This is a genomic window from Nocardia brasiliensis ATCC 700358 (assembly GCF_000250675.2).
GTDB classification, from domain to species: domain Bacteria; phylum Actinomycetota; class Actinomycetes; order Mycobacteriales; family Mycobacteriaceae; genus Nocardia; species Nocardia brasiliensis_B.
The window spans coordinates 459,896-476,434 of record NC_018681.1 but is presented as its reverse complement, the minus strand read 5'-3'; the positions used below and the strand labels follow the sequence as shown (position 1 = coordinate 476,434).

Here is a 16,539-nt window from a genome sequence, read left to right as displayed (position 1 = left end):
CTAGCTTCCGTCCAGTTCGGCGAAGGAAACCTCCATCGGAAACGGATCGGTCAAGCGCAGGAAGTCCTGATGGGTCTCCGCGAGCCGGTACGTCTTGCTGGCCCAATCGAGCCGGTACTCCTGCACGATTTTGACCCGGCGTTCGACATCCAGATGAACGACGAGGTAGATGGGGATGCCTTCGTTGGCGTACTCAGCCCGCTTGTCGACCGTATCGGTGTATTCCGAGCCCGGCGACACCACTTCGACGACCAGCAGCGCGTCAGCGGTCGTCAGTTTCCGGTCCTCGTCCACACATCGGTGCAGCACGACGTCGGGCCGTCGGAAGGAGAACCCGGGACTACCCGGCCGACTCTGGACATAATGCATCTCGAAGTCCGTGACGACTCCGGTGCAGGGCTCGGTCGGCTTGGCCGACTCCAGGCTGTTGGCCAACCGGCGAGCGACGTTGTTGTGTTGAAAGCTGCCGCTCCGACAGAAGATGACGTGACCGTCCACGACCTCGATCTGTTTACGAACGTCCACGGGCAGCGCCGCGTATCCCTCTTCGGTGATGAGCAGTGCGCGCGGATCGGTAGCCCATGCGGGCAAGGTGGTCATCGGTGCTTGCCGCCGTTCAGTCGAACCTCGCGATCGCGCATGTAGGACAACCGAGCGGCCTCGTACGCCGCGGCGAACCCTGGTTCTGCCGCTCGACGATCCCGCACGTCCGCCCACTCCGTCCGCTCAGCCATGCCGTAGATGCTATAGACCGGCAAAGCCAACCGGACCGACAACTTGTCGTCGGTCAGTCGATGAGGCAGGGGGCGGCGCCGGTGGGGGCTTGGGAGGTGAAGGGGCGGGTTTCGGGGGTGGGGTTCCAGAGGCCGTTGGTGATGGCGTAGTTCCAGGCGGGGCCGGTTCGGACGAGGGTGGCTACGGCGTCGATCAGGCGGTCGACCTGGGCGGGAGTGGTGCCGAGGCCGATGCTGGCGCGGAGCGCGCCGTCGAGGTCGAGGCGGGCGAGCAAGGGGTGCGCGCAGAAGCGGCCGTCGCGCACGCCGATGCCGTGTTCGGCGGACAGGTAGGCGGCGACGTGGCCGGGGACGAATCCGTCCAGGGTGAAGGCGACGATGCCGACGGTGTCGGGGCTGTCGTGCCAGATGCGCAGCAGGCGCACGCCCGCAATCGCGGCGAGGCCCTCGCGCAGCCGATCGGCGAGTCGGTGTTCGTGCGCGGCAAGGGTTTCGGCGTCGATCTCACAGAGCGCGTCACAGGCGGCGGCGAGCGCGGCGGCGCCGAGCACGTTGGGCGAACCGCCCTCGTGCCGCTGCGGCGCGGCCGCCCACTCGACACCGGTGGTGCTGACCTCGCGGACCGCACCACCACCGGCCAGGTACGGCTCGGCCCGGTCGAGCCAGTCCCGGCGACCGACGAGCACGCCCGCCCCGAACGGCGCGTACAGCTTGTGCCCGGAAAAGGCGACGTAGTCGATCCCGGTGTCGCGCAGGCTGATTCGACGATGCGGAGCCAGCTGGGCGGCGTCGACGAGGATGCGGGCGCCGCACTGGTGTGCCACGGTGGCGAGGCGCTCGAGCGGCAGCACCTCGCCGGTCACGTTGGACGCGCCGGTCACCGCGAGCAGCGCGGCGGGCTTGCTGCACAGCTCCGCGACCAACCGGCCGATGGTCTCCTCGACGGTCGCCGCGGCCTGCACCACCCGGCGTCCGTGCCGGGTCCAGGGCAGCAGGTTGGCGTGATGTTCGATGTCGAGCACCACGGTGTCGCCGGGCACGCAGGACGCGAGCAGGTTCAGCGAGTCGGTGGTGTTGCGGGTGAACACCACGACCTGGTCGTCGGCGGCGTCCAGGTAGCGGGTCACCGAGCCGCGCGCGGCCTCGTAGCACTCGGTGGAGATGCGCGAGGCGTAGCCGGCGCCGCGGTGCACGCTCGCGTAGAACGGCAGCAGCTGCTGCACGCGGTCGGTGACCTGGGCCAACGCGGGTGCGCTCGCCGCGTAGTCGAAGTTGGCGTAGGTGGTGGTTCCGCCCTGGACGAGCGGCACCCGCAGGTCGTCACCGGAAACCCGGGCGAGGGCGGCACAGGTCTGGTCCACAACAGCAGTCATCACGAAAATCCCGTCGGCTCTGGGACCCATGATCTGGAAGATTCATCGAGTCCGCGCTTGCCGCACCCGGTCGGGCGACGGCCCGGTCGTCACCCGGAGCACCCCACCGCGGAGGAGGGTTGCCGACCAGCAAGCCGGGGCTGAACGCTGGTACTCATGACCTGTCCCGAGATTGACAGACACCGCCCCGCCCTGTCAACACGCGCCCACACCGCCGAAAACACCTTGCGCGGACGCCGACCGAGGACCAGATTCAGGAAATGTCGCTTTCCCTGCTGCTGAGCTTCATCGGCGTATGCGTCCTGCTCTCGATCACCCCGGGCCCGGATTCGTTCCTGGTGCTGCGCTTCTCGATCGTGGACGCGCGACCGGGGATCGCCGCCGCGATCGGCTCGGCAGTGGGCGGCATCGTGTGGGCGGTGGTGGTCGCGGCGGGCGTCGCGGCGCTGCTGGAACAGTCCGCGACCGCGTATCGCATACTCAAGGTGGTCGGCGGAATCTACTTGGTGTACTTGGGAATTCGCGCGCTGCTGGAACAGCGCCGGGCGCGCCGGGCCGGCCTGCACGGCGACGACGCGGCGCAGGCCGCGGCGGGCGCCCGCGCGTCGGTTCGCTCGGCGTTCACCGCGGGTCTGGTCTCGTGCATGTTCAACCCGAAAGTGGGCCTGTTCTATCTCGCCGTGCTCCCCCAGTTCCTCACCGAGGTCACCTTCGCCAACACCTTGGCGCTCGGCGCCGTCGAATCCTCGATCGCCGCGGTAGAGATGGTGCTACTGGCCCTGGTCGCCTCCCGCGCGGTCGCGCTGCTGCGCCGGCCGAAGATCCGGGAGCGTCTCGAACAGGCCAGCGCGGCAATCCTGGCGACCCTCGGAATCGGCACGGCGGCCTCCGCGGCCTGATCCCGAGCGCCCCGAAACGCTCTGAGCTGCAAGATCACCAAGCCGATGAGCGGAATCACATCGCTGTGACCACCCGGCCGTAGCGATCGGCCAGCGAACCCGCCGGACAGCCCGCCCACCAGCGGTTGCTTCGGCGTGTCCACTGGAAATCGCCTCGACCTGCAACGACTCCGCCCGGCCCGCGGCACCCGGCAACCACGCCGGTGAACAACAAACGTCGACAACCCCGAGTACCGTGGACAACTGGTCACCGTGGTGTTTGCCCACTGGTAACCCAGCTATGACACAACAAGACCAGGAAAGTGCGAGGCAGGTCGAATGGGAGGTGGGCAGGGCGTCATGCTCCAGCCACAGGTTGATGCGACGGTGGATCCCCTGCTCCGCGGCACGCACACACCGCAGGCCCGGACTCTCGTCGATATTCTGACCGCGACGGCCCTCGCGCATCCAGACGCGCCCGCCATCGACGACGGCGACGTGGTGCTCAGCTACCTCGAACTGGTCGTCGAGATCGAGCAGACCATGGCGCGCCTCGCCACCGCGGGCGTGCGACCGGGCGACCGGGTGGGCGTGCGGATGCCGTCGGGTTCCCGGCAGCTGTATCTCACCATCCTGGCGGTGCTGTACGCGGGCGCGGCCTACGTGCCGGTCGACGCCGACGACCCGGACGAACGGGCCCAGCTGGTATTCGGCGAGGCGCAGGTCACCGCGATCGTCACGGCCGCGGGCATCGAGACCACCGCCGCCGGAATCCGTGCCGCCGAAGACAATTCGCTCAGTCCGAGCGAGAGCACCCTGCCCACGCCCGCCGACGACGCGTGGATCATCTTCACGTCCGGCTCCACCGGGACACCGAAAGGTGTTGCGGTCACCCACCGTAACGCCGCCGCCTTCGTCGACGCCGAGGCGAACCTGTTCCTGCCGGACGCGCCGATCGGCCCGGGCGATCGAGTGCTCGCCGGGCTGTCCGTCGCGTTCGACGCGTCCTGCGAGGAGATGTGGCTGGCCTGGCGCAACGGCGCCTGCCTGGTGCCCGCCCCGCGCGACCTGGTGCGCACCGGCGCCGACCTCGGTCCGTGGCTGGTGCGGCGGGAGATCAGCGTGGTGTCCACTGTGCCGACCCTGGCCGCGACCTGGCCCGCCGAGGCGCTGGACGCGGTCCGGCTGCTGATCTTCGGCGGCGAGGCGGTACCGCCCGAACTAGCGGAACGTCTTGCGGGCAAAGGTCATTCGGAGCGCGAGGTGTGGAACACCTACGGCCCGACCGAGGCGACCGTGGTCGCGTGTGCCGCCCTGCTCGACGGCGAGTGGCCGATCCGGATCGGCCTGCCGCTGGACGGCTGGGACCTCGTGGTGATCGACGCCAACGGAAACCCGGTGGGCGAGGGCGAATCCGGCGAGCTGGTGATCGGCGGCGTCGGCCTGGCGCGCTACCTCGATCCGGCCAAAGACGCCGAGAAGTACGCCCCGCTGCCCTCGGTCGGCTGGGACCGCGCCTACCGCAGCGGCGACCTGGTCCGCAACGACAGCGCGGGCCTGGTGTTCCTCGGCCGCGCCGACGACCAGATCAAACTCGGCGGCCGCCGCATCGAACTCGGCGAGATCGACAACGCACTGCAACACCTGCCCGGCGTCACCGGCGCCGCCGCCGCGATCCGAAGCACCAAGGCGGGCAACAAGATCCTGGTCGGCTACCTCACCGGACCCGGCCCCGACTTCGACCTCAAAGCCGCCAGAGCCCAGCTCACCGAACAGCTTCCGGCCCCGCTGGTGCCCCGGCTCGCGGTCGTCGCCGAACTGCCGACCCGCACCTCCGGCAAGGTCGACCGCAACGCGCTGCCCTGGCCGCTGCCCAACAGCGCCGACGACGACGAGCACAACGATCTGACCGGCACCGCGCAGTGGGTGGCCGGACTGTGGGATTCGATCCTCGGCGGCGAAGTGGTCGATCTCGACGCCGACTTCTTCGACCTCGGCGGCGGTTCGCTGGCCGCCGCGCAACTGGTCACCGCGCTGCGCGAACGCTATCCACAGATCACCGTCGCCGATCTCTACGACCACCCGCGCCTCGGCGCACTGGTCGAGTTGCTGGAGCAGAGCACCCCGGCCGTCGCGGTCGAGGAGCGCGTGGTGCGCCCGACGCCGTTGCGCGCCCAGGCGATCCAGGTGCTGGCCACCGTCCCGCTCACCACGCTGACCGGTCTGCAGTGGCTCACCTGGCTGGCGATCGTCGGCAATATCGCCGCCTGGTCCGGCTCGCTGCCCTGGCTGCCGCAGCTGTCCTGGTGGTGGACGCTCGTCGCGTTCCTGCTCTTCATCTCCCCGATCGGCCGGATGGCGATCTGTGTGGCGGGCGCGCGGGTGCTGCTGCGCGGCGTGCGACCGGGTCAGTATCCGCGCGGCGGCTCGGTGCATCTGCGGTTGTGGGCCGCGGTCCGCCTCGCCGAGGCCAGCGGGGCCGAAAACCTTTCCGGCGCACCATGGATGGTGCCGTTCGCCAGGGCGCTCGGCGCGAGGATCGGCAAGGGCGTCGACCTGCACACCATCCCACCGGTCACCGGCATGCTCGAACTGGGCGACGGGTGCAGCGTGGAACCCGAGGTCGACCTGTCCGGCTATTGGATCGACGGCGACGTCGTGCACATCGGGCCGGTCGTCGTCGGCCCCGGCGCGGTCGTCGGTTCCCGATCGATCCTGTTGCCCGGCACCAGGATCGGCAAGAACGCGGAGGTCGCGCCGGGCTCCGCGGTATCCGGCAAGGTCAAAGCGGAGCAGGAGTGGGCGGGCTCGCCCGCCGTGAAACTCGGTAAGGCCCAGCACCGCTGGCCCGCGCATACACCCGACCGGGCGGCGCACTGGGTGGCCATTTTCGGCATCACCTCGATGGCGTTGGCCGCGGTGCCGATCCTCGGGCTCGGCGCGGGCGGGCTGTTCATCGCCTGGTTCATCCGCGACACCCGCACGCTCGCCGGTGGATTGGGCCGCGCGTTCGCGATCCTGCCGGTGGCGACGCTGCTCAGCCTCGGCGTGTACGCCGCGATCACCATCATCCTGGTGCGGCTGCTCAGTTTCCGCCTGCGCGAGGGCTATCACCCCGTGCGCAGCCGGACCGGCTGGCAGGTGTGGTCCACCGAGCGCCTGCTCGACGCGGCCCGGACCTTCCTGTTCCCGCTGTACGCGAGCCTGCTCACGCCGATCTGGCTGCGCCTGCTCGGCGCGAAGATCGGCAAGAACGTGGAAGCCTCGACGGTGCTGCTGCTGCCCAAGTTCACCGTCGTCGCCGACGGCGCGTTTTTGGCCGACGACACCATGATCGCCAGTTACGAACTCGGCGGCGGCTGGCTGCGGATCGGCGAGGCCAAGGTCGGCAAGCGCGCCTTCCTCGGCAATTCCGGCATGACCGCGCCCGGTCGGCGGGTACCGAAAAACGGTCTGGTCGCGGTGCTTTCGGCCGCGCCGTCCAAGTCGAAGGCGGGCTCGTCCTGGCTGGGCAGCCCGCCCGTCCGGTTGCGCCGCGCACCGGAAAGCAGCGACACCGCACGCACTTTCGATCCGCCGCCGCGATTGCGGGTGGCGCGCGGCATCATCGAGACGTGCCGGCTCATCCCGGTGCTGGTGACTTTCGCGATCGGGCTCGGCGTGCTGTTCACCCTGGCCTGGCTGGCGCACACCGTCGGCCACCTGCCCACCGCACTGCTCAGCGGCGTGGTGCTGCTGGCCGCGGGCGCGGTGGCCGGCGCGAGTTCGGTGGCCGCGAAATGGGCGCTGGTCGGCCGGATCGGGACCGAGGAGCATCCGCTGTGGAGCTCGTTCGTCTGGCGCAACGAGGTCTCCGACACCTTCGTGGAAACCGTTGCGGCGCCATGGTTCGCGCGCGCCGCGACGGGTACTCCGGTGCTGAATCTGTGGCTGCGCGGCCTCGGGGCCGAGATCGGCCGCGGGGTATGGTGCGAGTCCTATTGGCTACCGGAGGCGGACCTGGTGACACTCGGTGACGGCGCGACCGTGGAACGCGGCTGCGTCGTGCAGACTCATCTCTTCCACGACCGCATCATGTCCATGGACACCGTCACCCTCGGAGCCGGCGCCACGCTCGGCCCGCACTGTGTCGCGCTGCCCGCGTCCACCATCGGCGAGGGCGCGACCATCGGTCCCGCCTCGCTGGTCATGCGTGGCGACACCGTGCCGCCGTCCACCCGCTGGTGGGGCAATCCGATCGCGCCTTGGTTCCGCGGCGACCCCGGAGCTGCCTCCTGATGCCGGGCAAGTTCTACGAAGAGCCCATCGATGATTACTTGCCGCAGAACGGAAACCGAGGCTATCGGGTTTCGCGGTACGAGCTGGAGCTGACCTACAAGGTCGCGAGCAATCGGTTGACCGGGCGGGCGGCGATCACGGCGGTGACCACCGCCGTACAGCCGCGGTTCGCGCTCGACCTCTCCCAGGCGCTCACCGTGTCGAAGGTGTTCGTCAACGGGGCCAAGGCCGCGAAATACGTGCACCAGCGCGGCAAGCTGACGATCACGCCCCAGCAGCGGATCCCCTCTGGCGGTGCGCTGTCGCTGGTCGTGCAGTACGGCGGCACACCACGACCGGTGCGCGGGCCGTGGGGCGAGGTCGGCTGGGAGGAGCTCACCGAGGGCGCGCTCGTCGCCAGCCAGCCCAACGGGGCCGCGTCCTGGTTCCCGTGCGACGACCACCCGAGTTCCAAAGCCAGCTACCGGATTTCGATCACCACCGACACCCCGTACTACGCGCTGGCCAACGGCACGCTGCTGCGCAAGCAGATCAAGGCCAGCCAGACCACCTGGGTGTACGAGCAGGTGGAGCCGATGTCGAGCTATCTGGCCACCATTCAGATCGGGGCGTATCAGAAGCACCGCATCGGTGCGGCGCAGGGCGCGGTGCCGATGCAGGCCGTGGTGCCGCCGCGGCTGCGCGCCAACTTCGAACACGACTTCGCCCGGCAGCCGCAGATGATGGAGCTGTTCACCGAGCGGTTCGGGCCCTATCCGTTCGAGGGTTACACCGTGGTCGTCACCGACGACGAGCTGGAGATTCCGATCGAGGCGCAGGGCATCTCGATCTTCGGCGCCAACCACTGCGACGGCAGGCGCGGCGCGGAACGACTGGTGGCGCACGAGCTGGCACACCAGTGGTTCGGCAACAGCCTGACCATCCGGCAGTGGCGCGATATCTGGCTACACGAGGGCTTCGCCTGCTACGCCGAATGGATCTGGTCCGAAGCGGCGGGCGGCCCCACCGCCGATCAGCTCGCCCGCGGCGTGCGGCACAACCTGGCCAGGCAACCGCAGGACATCATCGTCGGCGACCCCGGCCCGCAGCGGATGTTCGACGATCGGGTGTACAAGCGTGGCGCCCTCGCCCTGCATGCCTTGCGCTTGGAGCTGGGCGATACCGCGTTCTTCGATCTGTTGCGCGAGTGGACCATTCGTTATCGGCACGGTTCGGTCACCACCGAGGAATTCACCGACCTGGCCGGGCATTACAGCCGGGTGCCGCTGCGTGCGCTGTGGGACAGCTGGCTGGGCGCCAAGCCGCTGCCGCAGCTGCCGCCCGCCTAGAACACCAGGTAGCGCGACGCGAGTTCCTCGACGAGCGGATCGTCGTCGGACACGCTGTCCAGCGCTTCGAGATCGGATTCGACCGAGACCTGACGTGGGTCGTCGTGTTCGGTGTCGGGCGTGCCGTCCTCGGCCAGTTGGCGCTGTAGCTTCGCGCGGACACGGTCTTTCAGCGAATCACTCATGATCTCAGCTTGCCCGGTGCCGGGCGATCGAACCACGCACGCCGCGCCGCACCGGCTAAACCGGGGTGAACCAGGTGCCCCAGGGCGTATTTCGCAGCACGGTGTAGGCCGTGAGCAGCGCGAAGAAGGTCCACATCGTCACGCCATTGATCGACGGCAGCCGCATCTTCTGCCCGCGCCAGGCCTGCCGGGTCCAGTCACCTACCCACAGCACGAAGGCCAGTACCAGGGGAATCGCGAGCAGATTGCTGTGCAACGAGTCGAGCAGGTTGCCGTCGGTGAGGTTGTGGATCGCCCGCATGCCGCCGCAGCCGGGACACCAGTACCCGGTCAACGCGAAGACGGGACAGACGCCATAGGAACCCTCGACGTGCGGATCCCGCACGTGCAGCAGCACACCGAGCCCGACACCGACGCCCGCGACCAGCAGCGGAACTCCGACGCCGCGCCAACCGGACCGGGACGGGTGCGGGGCTCCCTCATGCGCCGCCGGTTCCGGTGCGACGTGCGTGCTTTCCACAGCACCAACCGTAACCGGGGTGCGCCGGCCGCCGCCACCACGGCAACGCACCGGGGGCAGAACGATTCTCGGCCCGCTTCGCACCGATGATCACGATCCGGCCGCTTCAAGATCGAATATGGTCACCGTTTCCGCAGGTAGAGTAGAATTCCGCCTGTGGATGCCGCTGGTTCTGCCCGGCTCGGCCACCGCGCGACGAGCGCCGCTCGCAGGCTCGAATTCGGGCATGTGGGGCAATGGTCCGCAGCCCGGCACCACGATCTCGACGACAACAACTGTGCCCCGACGGTCGCGGTCGAGATCGATCCCGGTGACGGATCCTCACTCGTGGTTTTCGTCCCGGCCGACGACCGGGGTCTGCCGAGCGCCTTCCAGCCCGACGATCAGGTGTGCCTCGTGCTGCCGGAGGGCATCGCCGCGGTGTACCCGCCGGTCGACCCGCGGCTCGCGTAAGTCGTTACAGGATCGCCACTTTCAGAGGCTAACGGCGCAGTACCGGTTGGGCGATGAACCCACTGAACACCCTCTTTTACGCGACTTTATTTGTGAAGAGAGACAGTGTCACTGCACTGGTTTACGGGTATTACTCCCGATGAGCCAGAATTTCCGCCGCGGTGCGCTTGCACTAGCAAGCACTGAGCTTGCACTGTACTGTGGCGGCAGACACAAAGGAGTGCTCGATGCTGGTGAAGTCGATGAAGACGCTGGCGGACGCCCGAAACGGCGCACTGACCGCCGCCTACCGTGCCGGATTGCGATCCCGCACCTTTCGCACCGCGTCCCTGAACACCCCCACCGCCCCGCACGCGGTCATCCCGGTGACCACCGTCGACGGCGCGCGGCTGCGGGTGCACACCTACGGCCCCGCCGACGGCGACGTCATCGTGCTGATCCACGGCTGGAGCTGCAGCATCGAGTACTGGAACCCGCAGATCAACGCGTTCGCGGACCGCTACCGGGTGGTCTGCTACGACCAGCGCGGACACGGCGAGAGCCAGCTCGGCAAGCGGATGCCGAGCCGGGAAACCCTCGCCGACGATCTTGCCGCGGTCCTCGACGCCGTCCTGCGGCCCGGTCAACGCGCCGTGCTCGCCGGACACAGCATGGGCGGCATCACGATTCAGGCCTGGGCCGCGCACTACCCCGAACAGGTACAGCGCCGCGCCGCCGCGGCCATCCTGCTGAACACCACCTCGGGCAATATCCGCTACGACACCGATCTGCTGCCGCTGCTGAACAAGCAGCTCGTCGTGCAGAACAAGCCGATCACCCTGCTCGGCGCTCCGGTGCGGATGCCGACGATCCTGTCCGAGGCGGTGCTCACCTCGCCGGTTCCACTGCCCGGCGGCCTGCTGGCAGGTGCCATTCTGAAGGCGCGCGTGATGTGCAAGCACGCCACGGCCGACGAGGTGAACTTCTCGCTGGGCATCGTGCGTTCCTGTCGCCCGCTCACCCGCGGCAGGCACGCCGCGGCGCTCGCCGATATCGACGTCAGCGACGCCGCCGCGCATCTCACCGTGCCGACCACCGTCATCGCGGGCACCTACGATCACCTGCTGCCGGAACGGATGTCCCGGCGGATCGCCGACGACCTGGCCCGAACCGGCCACCTCGCCGCGTACCACAGCTGGCCCACCGGACATCTCGGCAATATCGAAGCCGCCGACAAGTTCAACGAGGTCCTCGCTGCCGTCGCCGAGCAGGCCCACCTGCCGGCCGCCGCCGCGGGCTGACCCCGGCTGTTCTCCTGAGCCGGTCAACGGCGCCCGGCTCAGGAGCACCGATTCCCGGCGCAGCGATGAGTCCCTCGATCCCACGGCGTCCTTACTGCTGAACGCGTAAGCACCCTTGGGAGAAGAGGTTCAGCGAGTGTTGATCATCGCCGGTCACGCCAGAGTCGATGCCGACCAGCGCGACGCCTATGTCGCCGCATTCCAGGACATGATCCGCCGGTGCCGCGCCGCCCGCGGCTGCCTGGACATCGCCATCACCGCCGATTCGGTCGATCCGTCCCGCGTGAACATCTTGGAACGCTGGGACAACCGGGAGAACCTCGAGGCCTGGCGTGCGATCTCCGACCCACCGCAGACCGGCATCCCCTTCGACGCGGACGTCATGGAATACACCGTCGGCTCGGCCCGTCCGCCGTTCGGCTGAGGTGCACCGATCCGGCGATCGGCCGTGATCTGAACCACTATACGAACGATCGTTCGCGCTTATTGTTTACGCTGGGGGCATGACTTCCATTGACGTTCGAGTTGACGAAGATCGGGACCGGATGCGCGCAGTCATCGAGACCTTCTACGACCGCACCTCCGCCAAAGACATGGCCGGCGTGCTCGACCTGTGCACCGACGATCTGCGGATGCGCATCCCGTTCGATCCCGTGGTGGCCGTCCGCGAGGTGAACGGAAAAGAGGTACTACGCGACATCTCCCAGCAGGCTTTGCAGATGTACGACTCCTACCGACAGATCGTGACCTCCATCGAGCCGATGCTCGACCCGAACGTCTGGCTGGTGACGGTCAAGGGCGATCTCGTGGTGCGCAGCACCGGCCTCCCCTACCGCAACGACTACCTCACGGTCTTCCGCTTCCGGGACGGCAAGATCGCCGAATGGGTCACCTACCACGACCCGATCCGCCAGCTGGTCGCGTTCGGTGTCGACCGGCTACCACCCGCCGAGTGAGTCGCCCCAGAACTAGGGGCACCACCTGCCGAGTGCTAGAACGGCGAAGGTGCAGATCTTCCGTACCACCGGGTGTGCCGCCGCCGGGCACCCCGAGTTCACCGTGGTGTTCGCCGAGCAGCCACCCTCACCCTTGATCATCGGCTGGATGCTGGACATGCTCGAAAAGGCTGTGACGCAGGGCAGCAGCCTCTCCGCGGGAATGCTTTTCCCGCTCGGATGGCGGGTGCTCCGCATCATCGACCGCCAGGACGGGACGCTCGGCCTCGAAGAGCGTGTGGTCGCGGATTTCTGGGAAGAGCACGTCGATCAGGCCATGGGCGATCTGTGGTGGCAGACCGCGGCGGCCGCGAAACTCGGCCTGCCCGTTGAGCTCTCGTCCATCGGCGAGGAGCAAGCCGCCGCCGTGCAGTCGTGCGCCTACTCCGCCGGGCTGCTCATTCTGAACCGGCTCGGTCCGGATTCACCGCAACACGGCAGCTGGTCGGTGCACTGCGGCGTGGACCACGAGCACGGGGACTGGACCCATATCGACCTGCACCAGCTCGCGGTGGCATTTCCGTTCGTCACCCAATTCCTCGCGCTGCCAACGGAAACCGGGCTGCTCATCGAACGCGACCGGGTCGAGGAGACCGGCGGCCTGGTGGCCGAGGTGGCGTATCAGGACATGCTGCGCACCACGGAGGGCGGTGTGCACTTCGGTCCGGCGCCCGCGCCGCTGGACCTGGAACTGCAGGTGCGCTTCGCGATCGGGCAATCCGCCCCGGGCCTGTATCGCACCACGATCGGCTACCAGCACGGGCATCCCGAGATCGTCGCCCGGCTCAGCGAACCCGCGATACCGGATATCGATGACGTGCTGGTGGACCTCGTCCTGGACGATCTACAGCATGCCATCGCGGACGGAGCACGTTTCGCGCCCGGTCACACCGTCCGCGCCGGGTGGCGCACGCTGCGCGTGGTGCAGCGGGCCGACGGCCTGCTCGGGCTGCACGAACGGGTATACGCCGACATGTGGGAGGAACACGTCGAACTCACCTTGCGCGAGACCTGGTACCAAAAGGAGGTCGCGGCGAGCCTCGGTTTGACCGAACGCCTGGACTTTCCGGCGGAGCACCAGTCGGCGGCCGTCGCGTCCTGCGTGCACGATCGACTGCCCGCGCTCGTGCTCGCCCGCGACGAGACCGACGATATCCGCGCGTCGGGCTGGCGGGTCCATTGCGCACAGGACCACCAACACGATGCGTGGTCAGCCCGAACCCTCTGGGAATTAACGGATTTCGCACCATTCGCGACACAGTTCCTCGCGCTTCCGGCAACCACGTCGCTGACCGTCGAGGCGCCGCACACCACCCCCTCGGGCCGTATCCGCACCCACATCACCCTCGGCGGCCGTCATCTGGTCCCCAATCCCGGCTCCTACCTGGCGGTCCTCAACGCGGCGTCGTAGCGTGCGCCGCGCCCGCACACCTGGACAGCGATCACCGGGTACCGACGGGGCGGCGCGCTCTGCATCGACGCCGCCGGCCTCTCGACCGTTGCCGCCGACCGCCACAGGGTGATCAACCGCCCGGCTCTAGTCCAAGGAGGCGAGTTTGCCCGCCAGCACTTCGCGCTCCCGGTCGTTGCCGCACAGCTCGATCGCGCGTGCCAACTCGGCCCGCGCTTCCGCCGTCCGGCCGAGCCGGATCAGTAGTTCGCCGCGCACGCTCGGCAGCAGGTGCGAATCCGAAAGCCCTGTCGCGGAACGTAATTCGTCGACGATGGGGAGGGCCACGGCCGGCCCCTTCGCCATGGACACCGCCACCGCCCGGTTGAGCTCGACCACCGGCGAGGGCGCGAGCCGGCCGAGGGCCTCGTACAGCAGCACGATGCGCTCCCAGGACGTTTCCTCGACAGACGTGGCGACAGCGTGACATTCGGCGATCGCGGCCTGCAGGCCGTAGGCGCCGAGCCCCCGCCCCGCACGCGCCGCGCGTTCCAGGGCCGCGCGGCCACGACCGATCGCGGCGTGATCCCAGCGCCGACGATCCTGCTGCTCCAACAGGATCGGCTTGCCGTCGGGTGCGGTGCGGGCCGGGAACCGGGCGGCAGTGAGTTCGAGTAACGCCAGAAGTCCTTGCGCCTCAGGCTCGTTCGGCATCAGCCGGGCAAGAATCCGCGCCAATCGCTGTGCTTCGCCCGCGAGGTCGAACCGGATCAGGTCGCGTCCGGAACTCGCCGACGAGCCCGCGGTGAAAATCAGGTACACCACGTTCAGCACCGAACCGAGGCGCGCGGCCCGCTCCGGCCCCGACGGCACCTCGAATCGCACCTTGGCCGCGGCCAAGGTCTTCTTCGCGCGGGTGATCCGCGCCTGCACCGTCGCCGTCGGCACCAGGCACGCCTTCGCGATCTCGTCACTGTTCAAACCGCCGATCACGCGCAGCGTCAACGCTATTCGCGCGTCCCGCGACAGCGTCGGGTGGCAGGAGATGAACATCAGCGCGAGCACGTCGTCATCGATCTGGTCCGGATCCCACAGCACGTCGTCGGCGGTCTCGAGGACTTCGCCGCCTGAGACCGCACCGCCCTCGCCCAGATCGCGGGCGAGGGCCGCATACCGCTCATCGAGGGCGGAACGCCTGCGGAACCCATCGATGGCCCGCCGCTTGCCGACGGTCAGCAACCAGCCCGCGGGATTGCCCGGCACCCCGTCGCGCGGCCAGGTCACCAGCGCCTCAGCCAGTGCCTCCTGCGCCAGGTCCTCGGCGAGCGCGAAGTCCCCGGTGTAGCGCGCCAAGGCGCCGACGATGCGCGCGGATTCGATCCGCCAGACCGCGGCGACGGCCGCCCGTCCACTACGTTCGGCCATCACCCGCCGTCCCGCTCAGAGCTGGCCGGTGGCTTCGCGCCACGCCCGCTCCTTCTGAATCCACTCGTTGTCCTGCGGGAATTCATCGATCGAGGAGACGCGCCGGATTTCGGTCTTGAAGCCCGGTCCGGCCATCGGCATCCGCTTGGCCCACTCGATCGCCTCCTCCTTGGACGCGACATTGAGAATGTAGAACCCGCCGAACAGCTCCTTGGTCTCGCCGTACGGGCCGTCGGTGATGATCGGCGTCTCCGACGAATAGTCGACCACCACGCCCTCGGCCGGGTCCTCCAGCCCCTCGGCCGCCAGCAGCACCCCGGCGCGGATCATCTCCTCGTTGAACCGGCCCATGACCTCCAGCATCTCGTCGAAGTCGACCTCGCCCATCTTCGCGTAGCCCTCGTCCGTCGCCCGCATCACCAGCATGTACTTCATGATTCCGTCTCCTCGGTCATCATCCCGGGCCCCTTCTGGACCCTCTCATCCCTAGGTCGAACGGGGAGCGGTCTCGATCGACACGTCCGCAAAAGTTTTTCCGGATGCCTTCGGGCTCGCCGCCGGGCGCAGCGGTGCACGCCCTGCGTGTCGTGCTCGAACCTGTTGCGGAAGAAGTGCTTTCAGCGCCTAGGAGCCGTCCCGTATGCGCACGCGGACGCCGGTCGAGTACATTGTCGCGGCCAGCACGAATATGAATGTCGTTACCGATACGAGAGGAGTGTGGCGGTGAAGATCGCCTTCGTCGGCAAGGGTGGCAGCGGTAAGACGACCCTGTCTTCGCTGTTCATCCGGCATCTGGTCGAGCGCGGGTTGCCCACCGTGGCGATCGATGCGGATATCAATCAGCATCTGGCGGCCGCGCTGGGTGCCGGGGAAGAAGAGTCACTGACCCTGCCGACCCTCGGCGCACACCTGCCCCTGATCAAGGACTATCTGCGCGGCGACAACCCTCGGATCGCCACCGCCGACGCGATGATCAAGACCACGCCGCCGGGTTCGGGCTCGCGGCTGCTGCGCGTCGTCGAGGAGAACCCGATCTACGCCGCGTGCATGCGCGATGTCGGCGGGGCACGACTCATGGTGACCGGGCCGTTCAGCGACGAAGATCTCGGCGTCGCCTGCTACCACTCCAAGGTCGGCGCGGCCGAGTTGCTGCTCAACCATATGGTCGACGGTGCGGGCGAATACGTCGTCGTCGACATGACCGCGGGCGCCGACTCCTTCGCCTCCGGCCTGTTCACCCGTTTCGATCTGACCGCGCTGGTGTGCGAACCGACCCTGCGCAGCGTCGGCGTCTACCGCCAATACCTGAACTACGCCAAAGACTTCGGCATCCACATCGCCGTCGTCGGCAACAAGATCTGCGATGCCGACGACCTCGCCTTCCTGCGCGAACACGTCGGCGACAACCTGCTCTGCTGGACCGGCCGCTCCGCACACGTGCGCGCCGCCGAACGCGGCGACATCCGCCCCATCACCGACCTCGAACCCGAGAACCGCGCCACCCTCGCCACCCTCCACTCCGCCCTCGACGCCCGCACCCGCGACTGGACCACCTACCAGCAGCAAGCCGTCGACTTCCACATCCGCAACGCCAACGCCTGGGCCGGCCCCGATCTCCTCACCCAAATAGACCCCACCTTCACCCTCCACCCCACCCCCTCCTGACCCAGCTCCCGCACCCGTTCCGTCTTCCCGCACTC

16 protein-coding genes and 1 riboswitch are annotated in these 16,539 nt (G+C 68.4%); of the genes, 9 read left to right on the top strand and 7 right to left on the bottom strand.

The genetic code is table 11. The features are described from left to right. From O3I_RS02120 to O3I_RS02115, 3 genes are read right to left on the bottom strand one after another with little or no spacing between them, the layout of a single operon-like run. Window positions 1–600: a Uma2 family endonuclease gene (locus O3I_RS02120; protein ID WP_014981239.1), complete on the bottom strand. Its 600-nt coding sequence runs from the start codon at window positions 598–600 to the stop codon at window positions 1–3. Continuing rightward, complete coding sequence (locus O3I_RS45320; protein WP_167829096.1) at window positions 597–734, bottom strand: hypothetical protein; 138 nt, start codon at window positions 732–734, stop codon at window positions 597–599. Before O3I_RS45320 ends, O3I_RS02120 begins: the two co-directional genes overlap by 4 nt. Window positions 735–787: 53 nt before the next feature. Next, window positions 788–2,107, bottom strand: coding sequence for an aminotransferase class V-fold PLP-dependent enzyme (locus O3I_RS02115; RefSeq protein WP_041563309.1), 1,320 nt, complete (start codon window positions 2,105–2,107; stop codon window positions 788–790). A 48-nt stretch (window positions 2,108–2,155) separates the two neighbouring features. Next, a riboswitch (SAM riboswitch) is annotated at window positions 2,156–2,269 on the bottom strand. A 98-nt stretch (window positions 2,270–2,367) separates the two neighbouring features. Here O3I_RS02115 and O3I_RS02110 point away from each other — a divergent pair. From O3I_RS02110 to O3I_RS02100, 3 genes are all read left to right on the top strand, one after another. Further along, entirely contained in the window at window positions 2,368–3,006 is a 639-nt protein-coding gene (locus tag O3I_RS02110) for a LysE family translocator (RefSeq protein WP_014981237.1), read from the top strand. 339 nt (window positions 3,007–3,345) lie between these two features. Next, window positions 3,346–7,263 (top strand): Pls/PosA family non-ribosomal peptide synthetase, encoded by a 3,918-nt coding sequence (locus O3I_RS02105; protein ID WP_041562360.1) that lies wholly within the window; start codon window positions 3,346–3,348, stop codon window positions 7,261–7,263. Then, complete coding sequence (locus O3I_RS02100) at window positions 7,263–8,591, top strand: M1 family metallopeptidase (RefSeq protein WP_014981235.1); 1,329 nt, start codon at window positions 7,263–7,265, stop codon at window positions 8,589–8,591. Before O3I_RS02105 ends, O3I_RS02100 begins: the two co-directional genes overlap by 1 nt. Here O3I_RS02100 and O3I_RS02095 read toward each other — a convergent pair. Then, window positions 8,588–8,776, bottom strand: a complete 189-nt coding sequence (locus tag O3I_RS02095; protein WP_041562359.1) for a hypothetical protein — start codon at window positions 8,774–8,776, stop codon at window positions 8,588–8,590. The two genes, O3I_RS02100 and O3I_RS02095, sit on opposite strands and share 4 nt — an antisense overlap. Before the next feature lie 55 nt (window positions 8,777–8,831). Further along, window positions 8,832–9,296 (bottom strand): DUF2752 domain-containing protein, encoded by a 465-nt coding sequence (locus O3I_RS02090; RefSeq protein WP_014981233.1) that lies wholly within the window; start codon window positions 9,294–9,296, stop codon window positions 8,832–8,834. A 156-nt stretch (window positions 9,297–9,452) separates the two neighbouring features. On the opposite strand from O3I_RS02090, the gene O3I_RS02085 reads away from it, so the two are divergent. The 5 genes from O3I_RS02085 (at window position 9,453) to O3I_RS02065 (ending at window position 13,435) form a co-directional block, all read left to right on the top strand. After that, window positions 9,453–9,749 (top strand): hypothetical protein, encoded by a 297-nt coding sequence (locus tag O3I_RS02085; protein ID WP_014981232.1) that lies wholly within the window; start codon window positions 9,453–9,455, stop codon window positions 9,747–9,749. Between the two features lie 227 nt (window positions 9,750–9,976). Continuing rightward, window positions 9,977–11,029, top strand: a complete 1,053-nt coding sequence (locus O3I_RS02080) for an alpha/beta fold hydrolase (RefSeq protein WP_014981231.1) — start codon at window positions 9,977–9,979, stop codon at window positions 11,027–11,029. A 136-nt stretch (window positions 11,030–11,165) separates the two neighbouring features. Continuing rightward, complete coding sequence (locus tag O3I_RS02075; protein WP_014981230.1) at window positions 11,166–11,453, top strand: putative quinol monooxygenase; 288 nt, start codon at window positions 11,166–11,168, stop codon at window positions 11,451–11,453. Between the two features lie 79 nt (window positions 11,454–11,532). Next, complete coding sequence (locus O3I_RS42320; protein WP_081593877.1) at window positions 11,533–11,985, top strand: nuclear transport factor 2 family protein; 453 nt, start codon at window positions 11,533–11,535, stop codon at window positions 11,983–11,985. A gap of 49 nt (window positions 11,986–12,034) precedes the next feature. Next, window positions 12,035–13,435, top strand: coding sequence for a hypothetical protein (locus tag O3I_RS02065; RefSeq protein WP_014981228.1), 1,401 nt, complete (start codon window positions 12,035–12,037; stop codon window positions 13,433–13,435). A gap of 126 nt (window positions 13,436–13,561) precedes the next feature. Here O3I_RS02065 and O3I_RS02060 read toward each other — a convergent pair whose 3' ends face one another. Both O3I_RS02060 and O3I_RS02055 read right to left on the bottom strand, forming a co-directional pair. Next, a complete protein-coding gene (locus tag O3I_RS02060; RefSeq protein WP_014981227.1) occupies window positions 13,562–14,839 on the bottom strand; it encodes an RNA polymerase sigma factor in 1,278 nt (425 codons plus the stop codon). 15 nt (window positions 14,840–14,854) lie between these two features. Continuing rightward, on the bottom strand, window positions 14,855–15,274 hold the full coding sequence (locus O3I_RS02055; RefSeq protein WP_014981226.1) for a YciI family protein: 420 nt from the start codon (window positions 15,272–15,274) through the stop codon (window positions 14,855–14,857). A 288-nt stretch (window positions 15,275–15,562) separates the two neighbouring features. On the opposite strand from O3I_RS02055, the gene O3I_RS02050 reads away from it, so the two are divergent. Next, complete coding sequence (locus O3I_RS02050) at window positions 15,563–16,504, top strand: ATP-binding protein (RefSeq protein ID WP_014981225.1); 942 nt, start codon at window positions 15,563–15,565, stop codon at window positions 16,502–16,504. The last annotated feature ends 35 nt before the right edge of the window (window positions 16,505–16,539 follow it).